Source organism: Herbaspirillum sp. AP02, assembly GCF_015767275.1.
In the GTDB taxonomy this organism is placed as follows: Bacteria; Pseudomonadota; Gammaproteobacteria; order Burkholderiales; family Burkholderiaceae_D; genus Herbaspirillum.
The window spans coordinates 1-26227 of record NZ_JADWMY010000014.1 but is presented as its reverse complement, the minus strand read 5'-3'; the positions used below and the strand labels follow the sequence as shown (position 1 = coordinate 26227).

Sequence of the window (26227 nt, the reverse complement as noted above, 5' to 3'; positions counted from 1 at the left end):
TGGCGCGGGGACGCGGAGGCATATATAGATGTATACGTTAAAGTGGTTTACGTATAACTATACTTTCATTTTTTGTGATTGGATTTTTTCAGTCTGGTGCAGTGGTTGGTTCGTCACTTGGAGCCGCCTCGTTATGAACATGGGAAGCCCATGCTTGCGCGAGCGCCTTCCCTGGCCAGCCGTGGAACATGGGAGCGGTTAAGCGGATTTGGTGAGACTTGATGGTAGTACACTGGCAATAATTCGAATAAACCATCAGGCAAACAGACATGAGCTTAGACTTCCTCCGTACGCCTTTCGAAAGGGCTCACTACCTCTCGAATTTGCTCACATCGCATGCGACAGGCGGCAAGGTTAATGGAAACGAATATAGTGTTCTGAGACAGGATTTGTTGTCGATGCCGGATGCTCAGGCCCACGTGCCGGCATTTGTCCGCGTCAATCGTGATTTGGTTTCTTTCTGGCATTTCATCCAGCCGAAATTCAAGTCCTACCAAGAGCGTCGAGACTTCATCGCTCGGGAATTCACACCGCTGCTGGACTATTTAGAGTTCGGCGAACAGCCTAAGGTCACAGCTCGTGCGGCGACTACCGCTTCTTGGCCGCCAGCGGCCGCGGAACAGCAGCCGTTGATTTCAACGCCGGCATCTGGGCCGACAAGCGCATCATTTTTTGGTGAGAGTGCTGAAACACCTGCGAACGCACGTAATAAACGCAAGGTATTCATAGTGCACGGCCGTGACAATGAGGCTAAGCAGGAAGTGGCACGCTATGTTTCCGACTTGGGTCTTGAGCCAATCATTCTGCATGAGCAGGCGAGCTCTGGAATGACAATTATCGAGAAGATTGAGCACTACACCAGTGATGCGGATTTCGCACTTGTTCTCTACACGCCTTGTGACCAAGGTCGGGGTTTTCATGAATCAAATATGCATCCCCGTCAGCGTGCCCGTCAGAATGTCGTGTTTGAGCACGGCTATTTAATGGCCAAGCTCGGTCGAAAAAATGTCTGCCCGCTGGTAAAGGGTGATATTGAAGTACCGAACGACATCAGCGGAGTTGTGTACGTCCAAATGGATGGCCCTGGCGCTTGGAAACAGGAAGTTCGTAAGGAAATGAAGGCCTGCGGCTACACCTTTAAAGACTAGCTATTCGCCGAACTTCTCAAGCGCAATCTGCACCTTGGTCTTCACCGCCGGCTCGGTAACCTCCCACTCCGCCGGGAAAGCACGCACGGCCGCTTTGGGCACCATGACCATTTCGTAGCCCAATCGGTCGAGCACCGCCATCAGAGTGGTGACCTTGTAATCCGACTCCCCGCTAAGTACCGCGGTCAGCGTCCGCCTGGCAATGCCGGCGCGCTCGCGTAGGTCCTGCTGCGTTACTTTCTGCTTCTTCATCGCGTCGCGCATTAGTGTCGCGATGTCTCCTAAATTTCGCATTGATGCCTCTTGAATCTTCATTCTGGATGCGCAGCAAAGTAGGATTTAATCGAAATATCCTACTTTGATGGCCATGTTTTGCCGTGTTCGAAGGCAAGCCTTTCATCCTCTCGCATGCTGCGGTAGTTGTCGACGGCCTCGAGCGCTTCCCTGGTTTCTGCCTTGTCGGTCACGAGGAGATTCAGCCCCATACCGGCGAGCACGGTGAACAGCAATTCGATGTTCGTCGACTTCCCGTTCTCCAGCCGTGAGAGCGCGCTCTTTGAGATGTTTAGCTGGTCCGCAGCGTCCATCAGCTTGATGCCGCCGCTAGTCCGACGGTGCCGTAGTATCCGGCCCAACGCCTCCATGCTTGATGCGTGCGGATGGACTTCCTCTTCCACAGTCCTTATCGTCCTTCCCATAATTCCCACCTTTGGTGATTAATGACGCTGCTCGACGGCGCTGGGGCAATTGAGTCTCGTAAGTGGGAATAAAGGCCACGAGGCTCAACTACCATCCCACTTTTTTCAATATTATTTTAGGAGACGTGCCGGTGAAAGCCAGTTGGGAGCGTCGTTATACCGCGTTATACCGGAATCGGATAATTATCCCCATCGTGGATAAATGTAGATAACGGTCTAAGGACAGACACCGGTTCTGACCGAAAACGCGGACGTGAGATGAAATCTGTTTCAATGGTGGGATTGCCATGACTATCGTCGACACCATGACTACTCCTGTTCGCAAGAAGCCGGCGCCGGTACAGAAGTACAACCCCCACAAATTGATTGTGAATCAGCACATCTATCCTCGGAAGGGATTGCAAAGGTTCGCTATGGAGGATTTCGTTCGGGTGAGGCTCATTGGAAAGCAGGAGCCAATCTCCTGTAGAACTGGCGACAAGCTGTTCTGTGCAAATCGTGCGTGGGACCAAAGAAGCGAGGTATTGCACAGCCGGGATATTGAGGTGGGCTTTGCAGAGCTGGCAGAAAAAATAATTTCGGGTGAGGTACGAGAGCTGGATGCGGCAATGAATCTGATTGCAGCAGACTTCTACGACCTTATGGACGAACGGTATAAGGCCCATATAACCCCATACGAGGATGAGGCGTTCCCAGGTGTTTCTGCGAACAAACTAACTGTTGACGAGCAGGAGGTGCTGGAAAGCAAAGGCATCTTTTTCGTTGGTCCCGAGGGCACGGTGTCGGGGCGAGCGATTGCAGGGATACATATGATGGGCCGGCGCGTGTTCCGTAGGCGGATAGAGGTGCCGCTGTGGGGTATCTGGCGTGCGCAAGGCGGAGAGTTCATTGTGCCGGATAACTTCAGCGAGAACATGTGCATACCGGTTTCTCCATCGATTTGGCTGATGGCTGAGAAAAGGAGCCTCACTCTAAATTTCAGAGGAGTCGCGCAGCTCAACGCATTTCATCTGTCTCGAGCGCGTAGGTACGCTTTCGCGCGAGACTTCGACCTGGCTCCGGTCTTCCGTAGGACGGTCGTTGGTTTTGTCATGAGAACGGACTTGGGTGACGGCTACTGGCGGCGTACCAGGGAGTGAGGCGGGGTGGGTTCTTCTGGTTTTGGCGCCGAGGGTCTCATTCAACCAGCATCCCGAATCGCACACTATTTGAACATGTGAGCTGAAATCACCTGTCTTTTCGGACACGATTCTGAAAATCTACGTACTTTTCGGACAAAAACACCATAAATCGTAGTGGTTTTCGGACAAGCCAAGACAAATCGGCACCTGTTTCGGACATGAGATGCCTTTCTTTCTGCGCAGCTTGTTTCGGTTGCGGGGCGGCCTAAACTGATTCCATCCACTCCACGAGGAAGTGATATGGAACACGAATTTACCCTTCGATTTATGCTGGGCCCGGCCGATGCTGTCGGCGATGTGAACGATATCCTTGAGCGGCTCGGGGAGGCTGGCTGCTTAGACGCTTTGGTGGGTATAGGGGCTGCAGGGAGGATAGCTCTGGATTTCTCCCGCAGCGCTGCTTCGTTGGAGCAGGCAATTCGCAGCGCTATTGCGGATGTGAAGACCGCCATACCGACCGCGGAGCTGTACTCGGTAGAGCTTGAGCAGGGCGGAGAGAACGCCGATGCAATCCTCAAGAAGAAGCTGGCCGACCTGCTGGCAGAAATGCCGCATGGACTGCCGCGTGTCGACGGCTGGGATGACATGCCCTCGGTCGGACTAGAGTCCAAATAGCAGATTTACGATATGCCAGGAACTCACCAGTTAATCGAGGAGTTCGCAGTTCCTTCCGATATCCACCTGGGCGAATCGGTGCATGTGCGTATTCGTAGGGACTTGGCTTTTCGCCCTGGTTGCCAGCTGAACGGCAACTATCTGGTCGACCTGCATGTAGGAGCTTCCTTCCGCCTCGCCGAGAACTACTCAGGGTTGAGTCTCCGCGCCGCCAATGAGGTTGCGCTCCGATACCTGTTGGAACATGTAGACGGTATTGCCCCCGATTTGCATTAAGGTTTGCGGTAAGAACGCCAGCTTGGTAACCTGTATTAAAGGACCTCTTCAGCCGACTCGAGAGGTCGCCCGCCAAGTTCTGCTTGGCCTAGCAACCGCTAGGTAAGAGGAATCGGACCCGATGGACCAGAAGCCCCGCTAGTCGGGGCTTCTGCATTTCTTAATGTTGGAATTGAGCAGTTCTCAATTCAATCGTCCCAGTCCTCCTTTGTAGTGCGCTTCATCTTGATAAGACGCCCGTGAACTGGTTTGGCCCACGCAAATAGCGACGTCGAGAAGCGATGTTTTTCACCCAAGAAGAATGCGCTGCACATGTACTTGATGCCTTGCCAGAATGGGGGTTCGAAATCCAGATGCAGCGGAAAGCCAGGCGGGTACTTGCGTCGCTCGAAATATGCCATCACTTTGGTCATGATGGTCATCATCAAGAGCATGACGCCAAACGAGAACGACATGACGAGGCCGATGGGGATGTCTGGATGTTGCTTTAGCATCGCCTGCCAGCCGTACGTATAGTGGATGATTCCAGCTGAGATGGGCGTGCCAAAAATCATGTTGAGAATTAGGAAGAGAATGAAGCCGTTGCTCAATCGTTCGCCAATTCCCGCCTTCGAATCCTCGGCCTCGTGGTCCAGGCTCGATGCTTGGTCACGCACCCGTCCGCGGATTTGCACCCGCGCCATCGGATTGCCGCTGTAGACGATAGCTATCGAAAGGTAGTCCGATGGCCCAATTCCATCAAAATCGAAGTAGATAGAGCGCTCGCCGCGCTTCAAAACTTCGTACTCGAGCTCCTTCGAATCCGACACTGCCGTGGCATCGACGATTTCAGCATCCTTACTCAGGACGATGCGCAAAGGGGCGCCATCCATGAAATCGGTTGGCGAAATCGTCTTCGTCCCACGATTCCAAATCAGGAGCCGCATGATGTAGATGCCGGAGTGTTGCTTCCCATCCTTATCCACGATTTTTAAGGGGTAGTGCTTGGGGAATTCCGCCACGATGCCTGATTCGACGATGCGTGACGTTAGGAGCCGCTCGGGAGGGGCCTCCTTCTTCTTCAAGCCAATCAATGCTGCAACTAAGCGAATCAGACTGGTGACGAGGGATATTAATGAATGTGCGGGTTCAGCCATATTTCTCTTCTGATATTTAATTGTGAACAGGAAAACGACTCGGCCTGGGGGAGTCCTTTGGAGTTCTTAAATACTGGCGACGCGCAACAGGCCAGAGAATAATAGCGAATTGCCGCATGGATATGTTTTCCTTGTAGAAATAATATGAAAATAAATTTGAGACGATATGGGGCGTCTCGTTTGGCGACTGGAGCAGCTGTGCGGCGAGGGAGGGCTTACCCAATTCGCCGTGCCATACTGGCGTGCCAGGAGGGTAGTCATGTACTTTCAAATCGATAACACCAATGTTCGCGTGCTTGGCTCGATTCACTTCTTCCCAGAGAATGTGCCAGGGGTGCCTCGGTGGGCGCTTGAAGCGTACGACTGGGCAGAGGAAATTGCCCTGGAGGTTGATTGGAGCAATGTCGGTGATTTGTTCAGCTTGCCCGAAGGGGAGTCACTCGATAACCAGGTGCCGGCCGATGTCTGGACTTGGTTGGAGGCACATTGGCCGCCTGCATATGGTGAGTTGGGGCGTAAGCCGGCTTGGTTCGTCATCACCCAGGTCGCACAAATTGGTGTGAAGCTGCAGGCCGGTCTCGACTTGCATATCCGGGCCTTCGCCGAGCGGGATGGGAAGCCGCTTCACTTCCTGGAGACGGCTACACAATTCGACTCGATGATGAAGGCCATACCGCCTGTAGACATCGAGCGCGCGCTAAGAGAAGCCATTGCAAACTTCCCTGAGAACGACAAGTCTTTCAAAGGGCTGTACGCTGATTGGGCTAAGCGCGACCTCGCTACGATGTTCCGGCGCATTCAGAAGAAGGCCATCGTAACTATCCCATCCCTCCTTCACGCAGTGCTGACCGGCCGCAATGCGTCTTGGGCAAGCAGCGTAAATGAGCTCTGCAAATCCTCGCGGAAGACCCTGGTTGTCGTTGGTGGCTTGCACCTTTGCGAAGAAGGCAACCTGCTCCAGCAAATAGGTCGACCAACGTCGCTGATTGAGCAGAAAGGGCGGACCTAAAAATCAGCCGCCCAGAACCTGCTTTAGAGCTACACCAGTTAGCTGCTTGATGACCTCGAACGTGAGGTCGATACCTTTCTTCTTAGCCATATCCTTGACTGTAGTCCATACCGTGTTGGAGCGCATGGTGTCGAGCAGGTCGTGGCCGGCCATGGTCAGCCTCGGCGTCATAACTGCCCAGTGGCATTCCCCTGTTGAGTCCCGAATTATCTTGATGCCTTCGACATAGCCGGCCTCGGTCAAAAGTTCTACGTGCCCGCATATCCGATTCGATGTGTCGAAGTATTCGCCAATCTTCTTTTTGTACTGCTCCTCAGTTTCATCATCCAACCATCGGGGGGACTGTGGAATACCAGCGAAGATGTCGCGGTCTTCTTCAATATCGGTCAGTTGCTGGCGGATTAAATCCCAGTCTCTCTTCATGAGTTGCTCCTGGCCACGTTTTGAGGGGGGAGGTGCAGGCCGGCTGCTCCGTTGCATTTCTCGAATGGTAACGCTACATGTCTGCTTAAACCGCATCGCGCAAAACTCTCACGATGGCCGTTTGATGCTGGACGTCATCGTCGTCGTTAAATGCCTCTACCATCGCGTCGACTTCTCCCTCAAGTTTCACTAGCGCCTCACGCACACGGGCGATTTCTTCGCGTAGTTCCTTCTTCCTTTCTTCCTTCGGGTCAATTTTTTCGTCAGAAGTGAATCGGATGATAAATCGAAGGTGCCGTTCAGCGTCGAGCTTTTGGATTAGCTTCTGCTCTACCGAATTGAGGTTCTGTTCGGCGATATCTCCGGTTGCTATCTTCGAGGGGAGGGTGAGTAAAAACATCGAAGCAAAGAGCTTGCTCGCTGATTCCTGAAATTCTGCCAGGGGAGAATGTGTTCCCTTCTGCCTTCCTCGCAAAAAGTTCCCATCAGCGTCCATAGCACTGAGCTGATTTACTGCGTCTTCGAGTTTAGCCATTGGATTGGCTCGGCCAGAGAGCTCAGCACGATTTGCCCATAATTTGAAAACCAGCGAGCACGCTTCGCTCCTGGCCAGCTGACCAACATGTGAATCGCCCTCGAGTTCGGCTTTGGCTATGAGTTCTGCCAAGTAATGAGCCATCCAGACAGCGAGCGTGTTCTCATAGTTGTCCACCATTGTTTCCCGAACCAATAGCTTTCCAAGTTCCAATGGGTCCTTCAATAGATTCGATAACTCCGTCGTGCGTGAGGAGGAGATAGTTGTCGAAATACTGGCTTTCTTCATCCCTTTTCTCGAATCGGTCTTCATCTTGCTTCCTGTGAGTGTTGATTTTTACGAGAAGATTGCGCTGTGAAGTGTTGAGCACCGTATCAAGGATATTGCGCTTGCAGTGCAAGCGTTCTCCAACAGAGCGCGTCCAATCCCAGGTTCTGTACGCCCTTTGCTCTGGAATTTTCTCTGTCCATTTTTCAGAGTAGAACGCCAATTCTGCGGATAACGATACCTGCCAGCCAGCAGCGTAAAGGGGGCTGGGCGATAAGCCCAAAAGTTTCACGACAGCTTCGTTGGGGCGAGATGCCCGGGCAGAAAGGGGTTCGCCGACATTATCATATTCATCCAGCCCCTCGTGTCCTTTGGACGTTGCGAGCCAGCTCTCTAGGATGAACGGTGGTTCGTCAATATCTCTTCCTTCCCCGGTTGGAAGATAGTGAGCATGGCTATCATTTGAGGTCTGTAGGGCGCGAAGAAGCGCTCGGGATGTATCTGTGCTCACCAGGCATGAGGAGACTTCGATGCGTTCTTCGTACGTCTTCCAATAGCAATAATAGCTGCCGCTCGCCAAAATCCACCCGGTCTCTTTGTTCAAGCCTAGTATCGAGAGCACTTCGCTAGACGTGGGTCCTCGTAGCCATGGCGTATCAAGCTTTGGATATGTCCAAAATCGCGCTTCAAGCGGCTTTGGGCAGCGCAAGTCGGAAAGCCATACATTTGGCGTGCAGGTAACGGTTGAGCTAAGGAGCTCCTCCTCAAGTGGGTCCTCTTCCCAATCCCCCTTGTTTAGTGGATGCGTGGACATTAAAGACCCAACAGCGCACCACATAGCGTGCCACTCAAGGTGTGTTGAATACCGCTCAGCAGAGGGAATCACTCCTTGGCTATGGTAGGTACGGCCCCCGTGTCGTTCAAGCTTGTGCCGTCGCGGCTCATCGAGCCACTGCCATGGAGCATTGATGATTCCCCATTTCTCGACAATCCATTTTTCTGCTTCGTCTGTAAATTCAGCAGTCGATACGTCGGCAAAGAGGTCGGCGCGGGGGGCATACCAGTTTTTGATGGTATCCATTGAGTTAAAGTGGAAATGCCGTTCTTTAGCGCCGGCATTTTCTCTAATATCGCTACGTGCAGACCTTTTGCTACGCTTTTGCTTCTTAAAGGGAGACTTAAACGAGTTACGAACCTTCAGGGATTGGGCCGCTGAGAGCTCGATAACGCTTGCAGCGGAGAGTCGTTCAAGTCCCTTTTGAGCGAATCTGCGCACAAGCAGGTGGGGGTAATTTTCATCGGCCAGAACCGACAAAAGAAAGTCTTTATAGCGAGCTGCAAACGCAGGATTGTCGTCGCAAGCGCGGGAGATGGCGATAAGCAACCAAAGTCGTGCGGCGGACCAATAGAAGGCGGCGCCTTTAATTCGGAATGACACCTCGTCATGTTGCGCATAGCGAACCACGAGCTGGTCAACGACGTCCGCACATTCCAGTGCAAACAATGCACGTACTGCGTGGGCTGCCCGCCAGCGCGCTGCCAAGAAAGCATCGCCAAGATTGGCATATAGCAGCCGTGCGAAGGCATCTGGAACTTCCTTGGGAAGGTCGTCTAACTCGAGCCTGTCGCTTGGTTCCGTTCTAGCAAGAAGACGTGCTAGATAGCTATTGAGTGAAGTGTTAACCTCGTTTGGTGGAATGACTCTCGCGATTGTTTGAATAAGCTCGTACGCAAGTCGGGCGTCGAGGTTTTCGATTTCAGCGAGGCCCGCCAAAAGTGCTTTGTAAAATTTCTCGTCTGTCACGCACGCGCTATCAATTAGCTTTTCTACGGGCGTGTTTCCTGAAATTCTTATCGCGAATATGGCCAGTTTCTTGGACAGAATATTCGGAATGTTAGAGAGGCACCAGTCTTGAACTATTGGTGACGACCCTAGCCATTCGGTTACCGAGTTAGCGAGTATTTCAGCGAAAATGAGGTTTGAGTCAGATTCCAGAATTTCCTGCGCAAGATAATCCAGAAATTCCGTTTGATGATTAGCCGCGACTAGACCTCGAATCCGTAGATATATCTCCGTGTCGAAGTAGAAAGAGATTTGTTTTTCGCGACTTTTTGCAGTTGCTTCGTTGACGAAGTTTAGTATTGCTTTGGCAGAGTCGAAAACATAGGTGCCCCAGCTCAGACTTTCAATAAAGTCTTGTCGTTGACGTTCCCTATCGCGACCATATTCGCTTGTGGAAGAGTCTTCGTGAAGTGGGTCAGGCAAGTGGCAAAGAAACTCTGCTCGCTCTTTGATGTAGCGAGTCCAGCGCTGCAGGGGCGCCGTCGGCGACATCGCTATCAGAGCTTCATCTCGTTTAAGTTGCGGGGCCGATGTAATTAATTGCGCCTCGCATTCGGCCAACATTTCGCGGATTAAGACCTGATTCCCCGGTTCTTCCTCTCGAGCCGCAGCGACAACTGCCGAAACTAAATCATCGTTGGCCATTTCAGAGAGGTATCTCGCAGCTGTCGCATAGGTCGCCGGAATTTTAGAATTTCGGATGCCTTCGCTAAGCATCACCTGAAGGGTCTCCGTGTCAATGCCCCGACCTTCGTCTTCCCATCGCGATGCAAGTGCAAAACCTATGGGCACGTTTAACCGTGCAATCGCGCGAGACAGTTTTTCCCAGGGGAAGTGGTCGTATCCCTCCAACTTTACTGCAACGTCGGAGCCAAAGGAGGCGAGCGCATATGCTGCAGAGCGAGCTTCTACATCGGTGATAGTGTTTTCGACGACGCTGCTTAGTCTGTCAAAAATGCTGAGCAAAAACATCTCGTGGTAGTCAATCTCCTCTAGCACCACAAAGGCTTTGGAAAAGAAAGATGCCGACGTTTGAGGCGAAACTGTCATTAGCAATTGCGCAAACGCTAGGTAAGAACTAGCCTTGGAAGAAGACGAATTCCTCTCGGCGTTGATTTTCTCTAGCCAACCGTTTGCGTATGCAGTTAATGGCCCGTGGCTTGGCGTCTTCCAAGTGAAGGGCTGAAGTATGGAACAGATATTTTCGGCTGAAAATGGGTAGAGTTTGGAGTCTAAGAGTGCTCGAACATGGTCGAATACATGAGCCGCCTTGTCCTCCGATATTGCAGCCGTTGAAGCTGCCGCGCGAACGACATCTACAGCGATTCCGCGTAGTTCAGGTTTGCGTTCGTTTTGAACATAGGAGCGCAATTTCTGTTGCCAACTAGAGCTTCCTTCGCCAAGAAAGTCGTCAAGATTTCCAGTGGCAATGAACTTCGCCCGAGAAATATAGAAGGGAATTACGGCTGAATAATAGCTATGTGACTCCGCTTGGCGTGAATGCTCTTCCTTGGATATTTTGGATTCATTTGTCCAATGACTCGCCGGCGGCGATTCGAGCCCAAGAAACTCGTGGGCCTTTATTTCTTTGCCTTGGAGCGCAGCTAATAGACACGCGAGCCTCAATGAGAGCGGGTGAGGGCGTTGGTAATAGCTCTGACTTTCCTCTTGCCGGGAAGATGACTCGGCCCATGCCTTCAACAGCGACGAAAGGTCGTTCGTTGATGAACCAAGATGAAGTAAATATTCACAAAGCTCTAGTGCGTCACTTTGTAGCTCCCCTGACTCGGAGCTTACCTCTGCCTTGGGGATGCTAAGTAGCCCCGTTGAGGATAGGTTCAGGAGAAGTGACCTAACAGTGTTAACGTCGGTTTCATTCCCAAGTCTAAGTAGGCGAGAAATGACGCATACCCTCTCCTCGATGCGGATGGTGTTGAGGGAAAGCAGTTCGGTCAGTAGAGAGGGCGCGCGCTCGTCGAGAAGATGGTCAACAAGTGCGATGAATACCTTGTGGCGGTTATCTTTGAGCTTTGTGAGAACTTTGTCTAGCGCACTATTGCCGCCAGTTTTCAATTGCGCGTAGCAATACGCAGCTACATCGGCAACTGTTAGTTGATTCGACGTGTCTCCGTGGTTGCGGCCCTCGCGCATATCATCTTGCCATGCAGAGAATGCTTTCCTAGATGCTGTGACACGAGAAATCTGTCCGGTTCGTGCGTCTTCTGCCATGTAGTGACATAAGGCAGGCCCCTGGGAAGAGAAATTTTTTGGGTCCCACAGAACAAGCTTTTCTACTGCGCTTCTGGAAAATCTGGTCGCGAGTAGCAAATTCTTGGTCAACATGCTGGTAATTGCCTCACTGGTGCGAAGTCCTTCCGCTCCTATCAGTAAGATAGAGAGGGCCTCACTACCATTGCCTGTCCGACTGCATAATCGCAATGAACTATGCATGCGTTCCAATTGGCATAGACGACGCACGACTGGGTCAGGGAAGAGTACGTCGCTTGGTTCTTTCATTGCCTCCTGGAGCGCTTCGTTCTCCATGCGAGCGTCAATAAGCAGAGAAACTACATGCCGCGCTGCATATGGGTCGGTCTCTGCGTTGGCCAACATCCTGGTAGCTATCCTGGTCCGAACCTGGGATAGTTTCTCTTCTCCACGAGCGATTACGTAATCTTCAAAGTCTTCGTCGGCAAACGAAACAAGCTGTGAATCTACACGCAGGGTGGGTGACAAGTCGGCGCATAAGTCTTGCGTCAGCCCTATAGAAAGCTCTATGGCGTAGGCCAACTCTTCCATGGGAACAGGGCGTGGAAGTGCAATCAGTGCTGCGCACATCGCTGATATTGAGTTAGCGTCACCCCCCCCTTGCTCCCAAGCTTTTCTTACCGTGAGCTCGAAAATCTGGCTGAGGTTTTTTCCTTCCGGTAGCAGATAGCTTATTGCCGAGGCCGGTCCCCCTGGAAGTTCAATGGCGTAGGAGAGAATACGTGGAACGCCGCCGGTAAGCCTATGAAATTCATCTATCCAGGCTTCTTCTTCGTTGATACCTTTTAATCGTAGATATTCTTTGGTCTCGGGTTGGGAGAACGGCAATATTTCTGATTGAACGAAGTCTGGCGGCAACTTCAATTGGTCTCGTCTTGCGGTGCGAGCGCTGACGACGATTCGGACGTTGTTTGGTAAATCTTGCAGCGTAACGAAACTGTGTACGAAACACTGCTCGCCATTTCGCTTGGCTGCAGCGACAGCGTTGTCGGCCGCATCAACGACAATCATCAGAAATGCTGCCGGGTTACTTTTATGAAGGATGTCGGCAGCATCGACAAGACGTTGACGGAATGCCTTAATCGCATTTTCTTCTTCGAGCACTCGCAAGAGGCGAGGCACACCGATTCGCGATGCAATTTCATTCGATAGCTGAGTGAATGCCTCCTGGGGGCGATGCCTTGGATTGCTAGCATCGAGATAGCTGCCGCCACCATAACAGTCGTAGACGATACTGATACTTCCAGAGGGAAGGTACCTTCCCAACAGGCTCACTGTTGTGGTCTTTCCGCACCCCGCGCCGCCATGCACGAGAAGGTACTGTGTGCCAGCGGCAAGCTTTTGTGCAGTATCTTTCACCGATTGACGCTGAACCGCAGACGTTGTGTCTGTGATGCGTGCAGGGCATGGATAAATTGCATCTTTGGATGAGATACCCAACCGTGACAAGATTGTTGTTTCGGTGATGGGATTTCTTGAGCGCTCCGGCATCATCTCGTTGCTGATGTAGTGCAGCAGCTTGAGGTATGGAAATTCGCTATTGCCGGCAATGAGCTTCTCAAGGGCAAAAATGGCTTGGGTTTCTTGCACCAATAGAGGCGCAGAGCCACATTCGGAGAAATCGAGGAGCTCACAAAACTTCGCAAATTCGGCTTTCGTTAAGCCCGTGGCTGTCCGGAGCGTTTGCTTTTTCTGCGCTTCCGTTTCGGATTCTGTTTCCGTATCGGCGGCGTCTACAGAGTCTGCGGGAGGAGTTTTCCCGCACAGTAGCAGCACCTCTTTACTAATTGGCTGGTTGCTTACCAATTGAATTTTGTATTGCAGACTGGTATTGCCGTCTTTTTTGGCCTTTTCAGCCGCTCTGAATGAATCCGCCAGCTTTCGAAATGGAGAGTTATTTCCTTTTTTGGAGTCGTTTTTGCATAGTCTGGAAACGGTCCAGTTGTCGTTTGGCGCTGTGGTGGAATACTTCAACTGAGAAAATACGACGGAAACTGCTTCCGTCAAGGTTTCACCTCCGCTCAGAAGGCAGACGTCCACCGCATCCCAGCTTCCGTCTTTTGCGATAGCGTCTGCGAACGGAACACCTTCTACAGTCATCGCCTGGTATTGTGGTTCAGGGCTGACCAGGGAGAGTGCCTTCCTAAGCGCCCATAGCTCATGAAATCGGTCGCCGGCATTTGAAGCTGGTGCCCCCTGATTGTCACTTCTCACATCGCTGGCCATATCTTCTTCTCTTTGTTGGAGTGTGCGTCGTACTCAAGCTTTGGTTACGTAATTTTCCATTATTGTAGTGACTAAGGACTCCAATGTTGAATCAGTGCTGCATCCGGGTGTTCTTCTCATCTAAGGGCGGGTTGGCGGCCTACCGGTGTCTATCCTCCGGCCGTCTTGAATACTCAGGTGCTTTAATTCAAAACAGCGACCCCGTCTCCGGGTAGTTCTCTTCAGCTTTCGCGTCTGCTTTTCTCTTCGCCGCCGGCTTGTTCCTCGGGGCCGCTTTCGGCTTTGGCGCCGGCCAGGCCTTCATCAATTCGGCCGGATAGGAAATCCCGCCGAGATTTTCTGCTAGATGTGCGTGGCGAACGACTGCTCATAAAACGTGGCTGCCGGCACTGGGAGCTGCTGGCACCCGAGAGTGTAGGGCGTGGAGAGAGCGGTTGTTGCCATGGGAATAGCCAAAATAATGCTGTACAAAAACACAGTATAATCAAAACCTTTCAGCATTCAGAAGCAGTTTTGCCAGAGATGAAATCCATGAGTGATTTGCCGCCACATATCCGTAATGCTTGCCATGAAGACGCAGTCGAAATCGCCGGCTTGATGCAGCAGCTGGGGTATGAATCAACGCCTGAACAGGTCGGAAGACGCCTATCCGCATTGCAGGGAAGTTCGACAGACCTGGTTCTGGTCGCTACCAGTGCCGAGCACCTGGTTGGATGCGTCAGTCTTCACGTCATGCCGATGTTTCACGCAGATGGTTTCGTTGGTCGCATTACCAGTATGGTGGTTGACGCCGGTTGCCAAGGCATAGGCATAGGCAAGGTGCTCATGGGCGCCGCGGAAGAATGGTTTATGGCCAACGGCTGTGTGAAGGTCGAGGTTACGAGCGGCGACCAGAGAGAAGGTGCGCACCGCTTTTACGAGGCAGTTGGCTTCACTCGAGATGGGCAGCGGCTCTCTAAAGCGCTGCCGAAAGCTGTCGTTGCTGCACCGAGTGAAATCGCTGTGGCTATAGAAGGTTGATGCATCAGTGAACGCCGGCGCCGGGCCAAAATCTTTTCAGGCTCAGCGTTTCAAAATAAATTGAACTCGTTTAGACGTCAAAGTATGGATGAACAACTGAAACGAAAATTTTCTCCCGTAAAAGATGAGATGTACCAGTTGCTTCTTTCTGCCTACTGCTACAAAAGAAAGGTTGAGCACCTAAGCGAACGCTTGAAGAGCGAGTCACGAGAATTCCTACTCGAGGAGGCTACGGCGTTACGTCATTTGTCTAATGGGATGATTCTGCATATCTGTAATCTGGACGATGACAGTAGTGCATGGTCCATGCGAGCGATGACTAAGGATTTGGGAAAGACGAAGCAATTCGCTGAACGCGCAAGAGATTGTTCAGACATTCTGAAAAAGTACAGGGCCCAAATAAACGGTTTTAAGACGAAATACCGAAATCAGTTTATTGCGCATCGAAACGGAGAGGACTACCCGAATCCGTTCAACTTGCCTGATTACAGAACCGAATTTAGAGAAATAATCCAAACGGGACTTTCTGCACTTGAACAGATTTGGGGCAACCCCTTGGAATTCGGTTTCGACCTTGGCTCAAGAGAGCCAACCATCGACTTTAAGAAGGAACTGGGGGTTACTTAGTTAGCTTCCCGGTACAGTTTGCTATGGAGTTAAGTTTACGCGCCATGCTGGCGGAGGGGCGTCGGCGATAAAAAAGTTCAATAAAATCATTGGTTTAGAAGTGGAAATTGTGTAAGGTAATTTCAGTTATCTTACGCAATTTTCATGACGGAGTGGCAGTTCCACGGTCGGGCCGAGCCGTTATCTGCACAATTTCGAACCACGCCAATCAATAGTCCTTATAGAGAACCTGTGCGTCATTCAGAATAGAACTCTCAATGGACACCGTGGCTTCATGTGAAGTTGGCTCGTCCGGAGGAGAGGGGGGCATACCGAGTTGTTTCTTTACAGCTGCATGGTCACTTTTCTGCTTATCTTTTTTCATCATTCTGCGGGCGGCACTCGATTCGACCTCTCCTTGTGGTTCTGGAGCGCTGGCGGCAGAAGAGGAGCGTTCTTCAGTTTCGTCGATAGTCTCTTGCTTGGCTTCCGACAAGCGCCCAAGCTTGTTCGTCTTGTAGCGCGATACTGCCTGGTTGTACTTATAAAGAGACTTAGATGCCTTTTCTAACTTATTCAGGTAGTTATTGAGAAAGTCTGCACGGTCGTCGTAGTCGACCTTAACGTGCTCTGTCGCATACAGGCTAATTGCAGTCCCCGGCGTGCGTTCCCACCAAAGTTCAAAGGGTGCGTTCGGGATGGAATGCGCGGTGACCTTTAACTTCCTGCCGCGATGCTCCCGCGCATAGTCCGCCGCATCAAGCTCCAGAACATCGCTCCTATAGGAAATGCTGTTGACTCGAACAATTCCTCCGGACTGAACTGCGCGCGTGTGTGGCTCACATAGCTTTTTGTAGATGGTCTCTTCTGGCCAATCCCAGCTGAAATCTCCCTTGCGGTTCGCTTTATTAAATTCGAAGATATGATAGGGAGTCGGTGGAACTCGTCGGAGAAGCATGGGTATGCTTAGCCTCCTTCTTGAGACGGGGCGCAAGTTCCTCTCACTAATAGCTGTGAGTAAGGCCGCCATGAACTCTTCCAAAGAGACAGCATCTCCCTTCTTGATATTCTTGCGTCGCTGCCTATCCTTTGCTGGATTTCCGGTTCCATGGATAGAACCAGGGAGTTTGGATAGTGCTTTCTGGAACCAGCCCATGGCTTGTTCTGCGTGGCCTTTACCCTTGGCATTTCTTGGAGCCGCAATTAGAGTACATGCTTTCAAGCGTTCGACGATTGCTTTCTGGACTTTCAGGGATACGCCTGGACCGCGGTCGATGAAGATTGCACTTGCGCAGCCAAATACCATGCCTTTTAGATTAGGGACTCCCCATCGTTCCAGTTCTTTGTCTTTTGGCATATATGAGCTGAAGACACACGAAAGATATGAATCGCTATCTTCGAACCCGAACGTAACGTACCAGCCGACAATAGCGGCGCTGGCACGGTCAACCGCGAGCAATACCGTTGGCCGCCCAATTCCATCAATAGAAATCTTCTCACCCTTATAGAGCAAGAAGTTGTCCGCTATGGTGCCATCAATGTCATACACCGAAAGCTCTTGGTAAACGATATCTCGAGCGCTACCACCTGTGGGTGCCCTTGTGTCTAGTGGGACATAGTCAAGCTTGCGGTGGAGAATGTTCTTTTCTTCACGGACAATCTTGCGCGCTAGTTCAAGTCCATAGTCTTCGTTAGGCAAATGCTTCGGATGTACGGGGAATTTGTCTGCGTCTGTTTTTCCATTAATGCCTACAAAGTTATCTACAAATTCTCGATAGATGACAGCCGCTGATTCTTCGCCGCCCTTGAGGCGTTTCACTATCTCTGCTCGTAAGAGCGTCAGAAATCGCTTAGAAACGGGCTTTCTCGGAACCTTTGTCTTCGGATTAATCCGCTGAGCGTCAGTTCTGCGACCGGACGAAATGAGGGTTCCATCCGCTCGCCTCCTTCCACGACGCTCGACACCCTTTGCACCTTTCACCCAGTCTTGGTTAACTTGGGCGTTCTTGTGATTCCCATAAAAGAGGTCCGCTTCAATGGCGGAGCGGACCGTGGGACGGCTGAGCGGAACCTTGGATGTGGCCCAAGAAACTGCGTCAGAGAATGTCTTTTTACAGGTCACTAGCCCTTCGCCGAATTTCCGCTTAAGTTTTTTGACGAGTACCTTTTTTAGCCTGAAATAATATTCAAGCTTTTCAGTTCTGGGCTTGGGATTTTTCAGCCCCTCCGGGATTGCCCAAGTATCGACGTCTCTACTTTTCAGTTTACCCGTGCGGCCCCAGCGTAAGGCATCCACGGCAGGCCAAACGCGGCGCAACTTCTTGTCTGTAGGAGCGGGGTGCATTTTGTAATTGCCATCGACAAACTCGCCAATTTCGATAACATGAACCCAGCGCTTGTCTTCGGCAAGCACCCGATAGTATTTGGTTGGCTCTCGTTCGCTCGTACTTAGGGACCAAATCCATGCTCGGTTCAGAGGAATCTTGAAGTTTGGGTCTGGTACGTATTCCATCACCGCTCCTTGCTAGTGCTATTTTTTCTGCGTAAAACTATATCTGGGTCCTCAAGCTTCATTTCCAAAATTGGGTCTAGTGGGAAACGGTGGTCCCAACGTAAAAATCCCAAGTAATGTGCGAGAGAGAAAAGTCTGTAGCCCGTGGTATCGCGATTCAAATCCATCTTTGTACAGATGATGCCAAGCACTCTGTCGAGTGAACCTGTCGCCTTAGTGGCGTGCAGGCGTCGAGCCAGCTCACGTGCTGCTGCCACATATACGGGCTCAATCTTCTCCACCTTGTGCATATATGATTGCAGTCTCAGATTGTTATCGTCCTGTAGCCTGCTGACGGATTTCTCCGTGAAGATGATGTGCTTGAAGTTTGGAATTCTCAGTAAGCGAATTTCTTCTTCGTGACGCCTAGTCGCCTTAAGGGTATCCAGGTCGCTTTCGTATTTGCATGAGACGCCCATATATTGAAGTTCCTCCGAACAGTGTTTCTTCAGAGTGACGCAGAAGTCGATTGCTTTGATGGCGGAGCCAAGCATATTCAAATTGAGCTCTTTATCTTTTGCATAAGTAGCCCGGTCCCAAATTGGGTATTGCCCACGAATCTCCACTATGCTCGGTTCCATATTTGCGAAGCGAAGGAATCTGCGTTCAAGTGAAGACTGGCATGGGACCAGGAAGCCGCCACTCTTCAAACTGAAGCTATTCCCTGGAATACCGAACACGCTCTCCGTCGCCTTATTCCATGACTTAAATTCAGACGTGTTGACAACACTGGGGTATCCACGCGGGTCATACATGGGTACCAGTGAGTTCTCGTATGCGATAAAGCGACTTGTGTACCGGCTTTTTTCCACGCCCCCCACATGCTGATGCGGCGTCTTTAATTGCCGACTTAAAGAGAGCCAAGATTTCTTTTGGTGGTTCGCGACGAGCGTTTCGAGCAGATATGCTTTTCTGCGGTCGATGACAGCTGAGCCATTCTGGAGCCTTGCGATAGAGTTGCATCCACACCCCTGTTTTTAACTTGCGAAGAGCTGTGTAGGTGATACTGGGGTGTTTATCTAGCGCGGCCAGCCATTGGGATTTCGCATCCTCAGTCCTCAGGGCTATTACTTTGCTCTCAGGATTGAGGCCATCGGAGCGCCAACGAAGAATGCGATACGCCATCGTCTGGCTAATTCGGAATTTAATAACTACCTCGAACGGCCGGAGACCTTTGTCATAGGCCTCATTGATGGATGCCACTAGCGCATCGTCGTATTTTTTTGGCCGAGCACTAAATGGGATTTGGTAGCTTTTGCATAGACCAGTCAGCTTGGCCATGTCTATGTCCATGGCCTTCGATGTGGCGGTCAACGTGCGGTGCTGTTCCATCTGCGCAGCAATCTCTGCCCGTGATGGGGACGCTGTGACTCGGTCCATCTTCTTTTGCGAGGTGGAAATAGTCCGTTGCTCGGTCTCTGTGAACCATGCAAACAATATGCACCAGATAGGGTGAATGCCCCGGTCTGCACGGAGGAGTGAACGAATTGCGTCATTTATGTACTTCTCTGACTGCACGAGGTAGTCAAGGCGCGCGTCCGCAAACGCTCCACGGAATCTGTTGCAGAAGCGCTGTATGAACTCAGCTAGATGCATTCGGCCGGTTTCGGTAAACCAGCCAGCCGCGCTAAGCAGCTCGACGACATGGCTCTTGTGATATCCAGACTGCTCCGCAGTGATGCAAATACAGTGATATATACGTCTACCTAGCTCAACATCATGGTCAATCTGCGTTGGAGTAGCCGCCCGTTCGCAGCGACTGTCAAAGAGCAGTAACTGCGAATTGATTGCCGTCAGCAAGAGGCGATGTTTGGAGCAATACTGGACAAATGGAGCTCCCATCCGCCTGTGGATAAACGAAAATCCTTCGTCAATCAATTGTTGCTTTTCGCATTCAGGGCATTTTCGATAGCGTCCTTCGAGGACGCCAAAAATTGGCTGTAAGCGGCACAGCCTCACGGGGCCCATGCATTTAAATTGCAAGCGCTTGTATTGCTCTGCAAACTTAGGAAGAGGAAGACCGCAGCAGAAGAAGTTGTATTCCGTATGCTCGTGAATCCAGGCATCCATCGACTTGTACATATGGCCGATGATTGCTTGGAACGTATTAAGGCCGCTAGGCATCCCGTCCGGTCCGCGCTTCTGCTTGAGGAGAGACTTGTACGCGTTATCCAGAGAATAGTGCGCGCCATAGTTCATCGTCCGCCAGATAAATGCAGGAATAATCTCGCCGTCCGGCAAGCCAAGTACAACGTGAATGTCTGGATGGATACTCACTGGATGGCCCTTCGTGTCAACGACGGCATGAGCGCTTTGTATTTGGGCAGATGAAAGAATGACGGCAAGAAGTGGTCCATGTGGCTGACGAAGTCCACTTCCGTTACCCCCATTTTCGTTGACGAATGGAAGACAGCGTCGCGTGCAGTTTTTTGTAGCAGCAAGGCCTTGTCAAACAAGTCTTTCACCAGTTCCTTCGTCACCAAGCCGTTTATTGCCACATCTGGATTTCTCGCTAGATGAAGGTGTAGTTTCTTGAAACCTGCCTTCAGCCAGCCACGCCGCCCCTGCGCATGGACGTGGGTCCAGAATGGCAACATGGGTGGCATGGACACTGATTTCGGAAGCACGCCCAATGACCAATGCCAGTCATTGGCCTGGTACCACAATCCGCCGGTCACGATGCGCTTATTCGCATCCAGCTTAGGCTTTTCAAATGGAGGAAGAAATGTAGTGTCTCCATCCAAAAGATTAGAACTGGTGCTGCCGTCCAAGCCGGTGATGTGCATGAAGGCGCAGGTTCCAGCCAATACGAGCGGAATACCAGTGGCTTGCTTCAGTCGAGCGAGGAAAGAGAGTATTGCTCCTGTTCCTTTATTGATGAACTTCGATGAAGCGCCGTCAATGACAATAGCGCCGACCATTGCGCGGATGCAGAAACCAATCGCAGCGTTCGTGGCGACGTTGATATCAGATACAGATAATTGCTCTAGTGCTCGATGAGAACTATCTGCACTCGCAATCTCAAGCCGAAGCTTTTCGCGCATCTCAGTCAACAAGCCTCGAACGGTTCCGCATGCTGGATAGTTGAGAATAAGAAGAGGAACGACGTGCACGATGGGCGGTTCATACTTCCCGCCAGGTATCCGAATTGTCTCGCCAGCCAAAGCTTTGATTCTCTTCAGTAGTGATGATGTGCCATTCTGAGAGGGGCCAAGCAAAATCATGCTGCGTCCCATGCCTTGAACGCAATTTGGTATCGGGTTGAGGTGACCGCCTTTTTTTATGTACTCGTGGTTATACCAATGCTGCTTGAATATCGGGTTGCTGAAGTCGCGCTCTGACATGCTGAGACGCATGTTGGCCGTCAGTATCTGTACGAAATCAATTTCTTCTTCAACGGGGCGATACGCAACGGCGTAGTTTTTCACAATCGCATCGATACGCTCTTCCAGCGACGCACTCAGTAGCTCCGAAGTGATGGCAGCAGGTATGGCGCGATGGGTCAGCAACGCCGGCAGCTCAGTGGCCAAAAGCGGTACTCTGAAGAACGCCATCTCCTCCGCTTGGATGAAGCGAGAAGTAGTGGGCACGTTATGGTTCTTCGAATCGCGAGATTCGCTGGCCTCCGTTGCGTGTGCGCTCGGAGTATCGAGAGCTGGGACGTTGTTGTTCATTTCTTATGTGCCTAAAACCTGTTTTCTTTCGAGTGCCTTTGAGCGAATCCTTCTATCAAGAAAAATCCCTAGTGGAATCCTCCGAAAAAGCAGGCGTAACCAACTTGGCAAACTCGATATTTAACGGTATACTAAAAATCATGATGCGGTAAATTCGCTAAAAATATTTAAAAAACGAAAACTGGGGGCGGATAATACCCTAGTTTTGTGCTGTCGGTATACTTCTCGGGCCGGTGGTTTTCTTCTCTCTCGATGGTTGTGGGACTCCAGTGCATATCGCGCTCCTATTGAAATAGAATGGGGGTCTACAATGGGTGCTCCTGCGGAGCTGCGCAATGCGCCCCGCACAAAACGGCAAATCATATGCCGTTTACCTTAGCTCACTTGGTTCCAATTGCAAGGAGATTTGTGGCAGCTGATGCTAAATGGGCAGCCCTGGCGTCCCGCATCGTCCGTGTTGTGATGGCTCGGAAGGATGTCGCCTACGATTTGCTTGCGTTCCGGCTGGCTGATTTGGGTGTGCATGAGACCAAGAGCGGTCTTGCATCTAGGTTGTCGCGCGGCCGAATAAGTTTGCCTCTGTTTCTGCAAATTCTTAAGGTCAGTGGTGCAAAGGTGCCTCCGCAGTGGGCTTCGGCTTATGGTGGTGATGAGTCGTGGGAGTGTCGAGCTGTAAAAGTTGTTGAGGCTGAGTTAGCCCGCCGGCCCCTGGTTTCTATGGCTGAAATGCTTCGCCGGGTTGTTGAGCTTGATGCTGGTCCGACTGAGCATACGCTCATGGCGCATATATCCTCTGGGACAATTTCTCTCGCCTCATTTCTTCAGTGCTTGGTGGTTCTGGGGAGTGAGAGCCTGGAGCTTTACCTCGACTTTGAGGATATGGCGGCTTGTGCCAAATCACAGAGGGTCCCAGCCGCTAAGATTCCGGCCTTGTGAGTCGCGTTTGGCTTGTCTACATTGAAATTGGCAAATTATTTGCCATAACATTGTGGAGAGGTGCCCATGAGACTCAAGGATGTCGTCGCACGCCTTTATAAGGCGCCTAAGGATGGCCAGCGCCAAGCATTTGCGCTTTCAAGGGTGGACGCCGAAAGGCTGCCGCATTTGGCCACTATGGCCGTCATTTCTATAACTGAGCCGGGACGTCCCCTCGCGAATTTGGAGGGACACGAGCACGTTCTCCGGCTTTCTTTCGCTGATGTTGATTTTCTTGATGGAAACATTTCTTCCCGGGCGAAAGATAAGCTCAAATATGCTTTCACTCCCGAGCAAGCGGGCAGGGTGACAGAGTTCATCGAAAGGCTCCCCGCAGAAATTGCATCAATTGTGGTTCATTGCGAAGGTGGCTATTCCCGTTCGGCTGCGATAGTTGTCGCGCTGGGAATGCTGCATGGCTATACGGTAGAGCCGCGCCAGCTGACAGAGGCTAATGCCTCTATCGTGAAGGTGATGACCAAGAAGTGAGTCCGGGAACTATACGGGAAATTTCTTGAGTGGGAAGGGGGTGCTTGACTCAGAAAATGTGCGAGGAAGACCTCGTGGAAAAATAGGCTTTCCGGTCGCTCTGGGCCTGACCTTGCGAGGAGTCTAACCCAGAGCGAGAAAAGCTTTTAACGTTGCCGAGAAAAGCTTTCATTCCGTTGCAACAAACTTGTTCCGCAATATTAAAGTCTGAGACAAATATGTCGGTATTTCCGACATTTCCCACTCCAATTCACAAGTTAAAGTCTGAGACAAATGGGCCAATATGGCCGCCGCAAGATTCGTAGCTTCATATAGTCTGAGACAACCCATTCCGATTGCGATCAGCGCAATTATAACGGGGAATTTATTGGGCATAAACGTCCTGCATTGCCTATAGTCTGATAAGGGATTGGAGGAGAATCCCATAGCAGCGCGAGAAGTTTTGCAGAGGCCTAGGTGGTGTGCGTAGTCGTGCCGCCGTGATGGTCTTTCCAGCCCATTCATATGCCATGTCTTTTGACCGCTCACAGATAGATCTATTTCCAACATCTGGAATTGCAGACTGGCTCCCGAGCGAGACCATGTTCAGCATGTGTAGCCGGTACCACAAGCTCAGTGGGAACATACTCGCATCAACGACATGCAAACAGCTATTCGGTCATGGGCAGAAAGGAACTGCGCACGATCTTCCAAGCAGAGTAGATGTGTTCGTCCAGAATACTCGCGGGCTTCTGGGCACCACGAACGATATTATTCGAGAGCGAACGCTCTTGCCCTTTTATCTTCCATTCCGCTCAGCAGAGGATGAGCGCGCCGCGTTTTTGTCTATGGCTGGGAATGGAATCGGATCGATGAAGTTTCAATTGGGAATACTCACTAGTCGGTTTGGTGCAAATCATCCCTTGAAAGCCTGCGCTGAATGCATGCAGGATGATCAGAAGAATTTCGGCACGGCGTACTGGCATTTAAGTCATCAACTTCCAGGGGTATGGATTTGCTTAGCGCATAAGCAGCCGTTGATGGTGGCTAGTGAGAAATCGAATGGCATCGGAAGATTTCTTTGGCTTCTTCCAGATCAACGGGTTATGACTCCGATTAATAATGGGCGACTTCATTTCCGTGAGTTAGAGGCTGCTATTAGGATTTCTCAAGTTGCTGAGCAGCTTCTATCATTGCCGCGAGGTTTTCATTTTGATTCCAGGGTTCTCGTCAAAACCTATCATTCTGCCCTTTCTAAACAGGGGCTCTTAAGAAATAGCGGGAAGCTAAATAATGCGGAAATCGGCGCGGAATATTCGAGGTTCGCCAGGCATTTATCTTATATCCCCGATTTCTCAAATGCTGCGGAAAATCAAAACACGTCTGGTGCGCTAGTGCTCCGCCTGTTGCGGAATCCACGCTCTGGGACACATCCATTGCGGCATATCTTACTAATTTGCTGGCTGTTCGATACATGGAGTGGCTTCTGGGATGCCTACCTTCGGGCGAATCTAAATCAAGAAGCACTTGAGATTGAAAGGGAGGGAAACTCGGATCAGGGATATCTGAATGAGGATATCGATCGTCGCCAAGCTGTAATTGCGGAAGTTAAAGAGAACAATCTTTCTGCCCGCCGCGCGGCGGCCAATGCCGGCGTTGACGTAGCAACGGCAATGGCATGGCTCGCAGAAGAAGGCATATCTAGCAAACGTCGGCCAAAAAAATTGAAGGAAGATATAAGGCAGAAGTTAGTCGCCGACCTGAAGTCTGGAATGGATAAAGTAACGGCTGCAAGAAAATATGTGATTTCAGAATCTACCGTTATGAAGACGTTGAAAACGGAGGTCGGGTTATATAACGATTGGCTTTCGATCCGCTTTGATAAGGAGCGTGCAACCGCACGTAGCGAATGGCTTAATTTACAGAGGATGTATTCGGATTATGGAGCGAAAAAACTGCGAGCTGTGGGCTCTAGAGTCTATGCGTGGCTTTATCGAAATGACCGAGCATGGATGGTGGAGAATTCAGTATCTATGGCAAAACCGGCACGGAATAACCATAGCAGTATTGATTGGGATGTTCGTGATTCGGGATTGGCGAAACAGGTTATGGATGCAGCCGCTAGCTTGTTGGACGGAGGATGTAAGCGAGATATTTCTCTTCCCGATTTATACAGATTTCTTCCGCATCTGAGGGCAAAGATTCGTGCTTTGGACAAATTGCCATTGACCGGGCGCGCGATAAGAATGGTTACATCAGGAAACTATTCGATTTTGAGATGAATAGTATTTTCGACACGGCTGATGATGAATTTATTTGCCAAGCTAGTGCAAGGCAGTTGGCGGGAGGGCGTATATGCAGGATGTAATTAAGGCTGGAAGTTTTAATGGAGAAATAAAGGCGGTTGTATTTGACGCTTTCGGTACGCTGGTCCAGATCAGGAAGCAATATCGACCTTATCTGCGCTTGCTGAAGCGACTCCGTGCGGCTGGACGAGTGCCGCTACCGCACGATGCGGTTCAAGTCATGTCAAATGACGTTGACCTGGCCGGTGCTCTACGAATGTTTAATTGGGATCTTCCCTCGTCATATATTGACGAGTTAGAAGCAGATCTGCAATCCGAGCTCTCGACTATTCAGTTATACCCCGATGTCTCAGCAACCTTGTTATCGCTCCGGTCGAATGGCCTAAAGATAGGAATTTGCTCTAACTTGGCCGCTCCTTACGCCCATGCAGTAAAAAAGCTAATGCCGTTCGAATTGGATGCCTATGCCTGGAGTTTTGAGGTGGGGGCTGTCAAGCCACAGAAGGAGATCTACCAACACGTATGTGCCCTACTGAAATGTCAGCCTAGTGAGGTAGCCATGATTGGAGATGCTCTTGAAGCAGACTGCGTAGCGCCGACTAGATACGGCATGCGTGGATTGCATTTGAAGCGAGATGGTAAAAAATCATCTGATCACTGCTTGAAGAAAATCGACGAGATTTTGATGGTCTTAGGTATAGACCCAGGCAATGATTAGTCTAGGTGGCATTTTTATGCTGTTGTGACTGGGTCAAATTGAGAAGAGGATAATAGTGAAAAATTGCTTTTTGGCTGACCCAGTGCCCGGTTAGAAGGTGCCGTGCCGACGCGGTAAGGAGATGTTTGTCTAGGGTCAATTGCATGCAAATTGACCCATGTTGAATTGCATCGAAAACTGACCCACTTAAGCCAGAAATTTGCATCCTAAGTTGACCCATGTTTAGACCACAATCCTGCTCAAGACAGCGAGCGGGAGAACGGAGTGATAAACGTGGCCCTACT

The 26227-nt window shown here is 50.9% G+C and carries 20 protein-coding genes; 10 read left to right on the top strand and 10 right to left on the bottom strand.

Features of this window, described 5'->3' with window-relative positions; all coding sequences use genetic code 11:
• The first annotated feature begins 269 nt into the window (after positions 1 to 269).
• Positions 270 to 1148 carry a TIR domain-containing protein gene (locus I5R65_RS21735; protein WP_180669416.1) on the top strand — a complete coding sequence of 293 codons (879 nt, stop codon included), beginning with the start codon at positions 270 to 272 and terminating at the stop codon, positions 1146 to 1148.
• Here I5R65_RS21735 and I5R65_RS21730 read toward each other — a convergent pair whose 3' ends face one another.
• Together I5R65_RS21730 and I5R65_RS21725 are read right to left on the bottom strand one after the other, a co-directional pair.
• Positions 1149 to 1463, bottom strand: a complete 315-nt coding sequence (locus tag I5R65_RS21730; protein WP_180669415.1) for a helix-turn-helix domain-containing protein — start codon at positions 1461 to 1463, stop codon at positions 1149 to 1151. It abuts the gene before it with no gap.
• 38 nt (positions 1464 to 1501) lie between these two features.
• The gene (locus tag I5R65_RS21725; RefSeq protein WP_370460970.1) at positions 1502 to 1825 is read right to left on the bottom strand and encodes a helix-turn-helix domain-containing protein; all 324 of its coding nucleotides are present in this window, start codon (positions 1823 to 1825) and stop codon (positions 1502 to 1504) included.
• A 308-nt stretch (positions 1826 to 2133) separates the two neighbouring features.
• On the opposite strand from I5R65_RS21725, the gene I5R65_RS21720 reads away from it, so the two are divergent.
• Both I5R65_RS21720 and I5R65_RS24355 read left to right on the top strand, forming a co-directional pair.
• Positions 2134 to 2985 (top strand): hypothetical protein, encoded by an 852-nt coding sequence (locus I5R65_RS21720; RefSeq protein ID WP_180669413.1) that lies wholly within the window; start codon positions 2134 to 2136, stop codon positions 2983 to 2985.
• A 282-nt stretch (positions 2986 to 3267) separates the two neighbouring features.
• Positions 3268 to 3642 carry a hypothetical protein gene (locus tag I5R65_RS24355; RefSeq protein WP_180669411.1) on the top strand — a complete coding sequence of 125 codons (375 nt, stop codon included), beginning with the start codon at positions 3268 to 3270 and terminating at the stop codon, positions 3640 to 3642.
• Positions 3643 to 4106: 464 nt separating this feature from the next.
• On the opposite strand, the gene I5R65_RS21710 is transcribed toward I5R65_RS24355, so the two are convergent.
• On the bottom strand, positions 4107 to 5054 hold the full coding sequence (locus I5R65_RS21710; protein ID WP_180669409.1) for a hypothetical protein: 948 nt from the start codon (positions 5052 to 5054) through the stop codon (positions 4107 to 4109).
• 259 nt (positions 5055 to 5313) lie between these two features.
• Between I5R65_RS21710 and I5R65_RS21705 the strand changes: the two genes are divergently transcribed.
• On the top strand, positions 5314 to 6063 hold the full coding sequence (locus tag I5R65_RS21705) for a TraB/GumN family protein (protein ID WP_180669407.1): 750 nt from the start codon (positions 5314 to 5316) through the stop codon (positions 6061 to 6063).
• A 3-nt stretch (positions 6064 to 6066) separates the two neighbouring features.
• Here I5R65_RS21705 and I5R65_RS21700 read toward each other — a convergent pair whose 3' ends face one another.
• From I5R65_RS21700 to I5R65_RS21690, 3 genes are all read right to left on the bottom strand, one after another.
• Positions 6067 to 6486, bottom strand: coding sequence for a DUF2513 domain-containing protein (locus I5R65_RS21700; protein WP_180669405.1), 420 nt, complete (start codon positions 6484 to 6486; stop codon positions 6067 to 6069).
• Between the two features lie 85 nt (positions 6487 to 6571).
• Positions 6572 to 7201 (bottom strand): hypothetical protein, encoded by a 630-nt coding sequence (locus I5R65_RS21695; protein ID WP_180669403.1) that lies wholly within the window; start codon positions 7199 to 7201, stop codon positions 6572 to 6574.
• Positions 7185 to 13625, bottom strand: coding sequence for an ATP-binding protein (locus I5R65_RS21690; protein ID WP_180669400.1), 6441 nt, complete (start codon positions 13623 to 13625; stop codon positions 7185 to 7187). Before I5R65_RS21690 ends, I5R65_RS21695 begins: the two co-directional genes overlap by 17 nt.
• A 522-nt stretch (positions 13626 to 14147) precedes the next feature.
• Between I5R65_RS21690 and I5R65_RS21685 the strand changes: the two genes are divergently transcribed.
• Both I5R65_RS21685 and I5R65_RS21680 read left to right on the top strand, forming a co-directional pair.
• Entirely contained in the window at positions 14148 to 14645 is a 498-nt protein-coding gene (locus tag I5R65_RS21685; RefSeq protein WP_231395290.1) for a GNAT family N-acetyltransferase, read from the top strand.
• Positions 14646 to 14729: 84 nt separating this feature from the next.
• Positions 14730 to 15272 (top strand): hypothetical protein, encoded by a 543-nt coding sequence (locus I5R65_RS21680; protein ID WP_180669399.1) that lies wholly within the window; start codon positions 14730 to 14732, stop codon positions 15270 to 15272.
• A gap of 208 nt (positions 15273 to 15480) precedes the next feature.
• Here the strand turns inward: I5R65_RS21680 and I5R65_RS21675 are convergent, their stop codons facing one another.
• The 4 genes from I5R65_RS21675 to I5R65_RS21660 form a co-directional block, all read right to left on the bottom strand.
• Positions 15481 to 17763, bottom strand: a complete 2283-nt coding sequence (locus I5R65_RS21675) for a hypothetical protein (RefSeq protein ID WP_180669397.1) — start codon at positions 17761 to 17763, stop codon at positions 15481 to 15483.
• A complete protein-coding gene (locus I5R65_RS21670; RefSeq protein ID WP_196872324.1) occupies positions 17763 to 18482 on the bottom strand; it encodes a TnsA endonuclease N-terminal domain-containing protein in 720 nt (239 codons plus the stop codon). Before I5R65_RS21670 ends, I5R65_RS21675 begins: the two co-directional genes overlap by 1 nt.
• Positions 18483 to 18549: 67 nt before the next feature.
• Positions 18550 to 20079, bottom strand: coding sequence for a TnsD family Tn7-like transposition protein (locus I5R65_RS24350; RefSeq protein ID WP_180669393.1), 1530 nt, complete (start codon positions 20077 to 20079; stop codon positions 18550 to 18552).
• On the bottom strand, positions 20076 to 21476 hold the full coding sequence (locus tag I5R65_RS21660; protein WP_180669391.1) for a hypothetical protein: 1401 nt from the start codon (positions 21474 to 21476) through the stop codon (positions 20076 to 20078). Before I5R65_RS21660 ends, I5R65_RS24350 begins: the two co-directional genes overlap by 4 nt.
• Positions 21477 to 21884: 408 nt before the next feature.
• On the opposite strand from I5R65_RS21660, the gene I5R65_RS21655 reads away from it, so the two are divergent.
• The 4 genes from I5R65_RS21655 (at position 21885) to I5R65_RS21640 (ending at position 25943) form a co-directional block, all read left to right on the top strand.
• Positions 21885 to 22412, top strand: a complete 528-nt coding sequence (locus tag I5R65_RS21655; protein WP_180669390.1) for a DUF6471 domain-containing protein — start codon at positions 21885 to 21887, stop codon at positions 22410 to 22412.
• A 66-nt stretch (positions 22413 to 22478) separates the two neighbouring features.
• A complete protein-coding gene (locus I5R65_RS21650) occupies positions 22479 to 22940 on the top strand; it encodes a hypothetical protein (RefSeq protein WP_219341858.1) in 462 nt (153 codons plus the stop codon).
• A 482-nt stretch (positions 22941 to 23422) separates the two neighbouring features.
• A complete protein-coding gene (locus I5R65_RS21645) occupies positions 23423 to 25201 on the top strand; it encodes a TnsD family Tn7-like transposition protein (RefSeq protein WP_370460974.1) in 1779 nt (592 codons plus the stop codon).
• 73 nt (positions 25202 to 25274) lie between these two features.
• On the top strand, positions 25275 to 25943 hold the full coding sequence (locus I5R65_RS21640; RefSeq protein ID WP_180669383.1) for an HAD family hydrolase: 669 nt from the start codon (positions 25275 to 25277) through the stop codon (positions 25941 to 25943).
• The last annotated feature ends 284 nt before the right edge of the window (positions 25944 to 26227 follow it).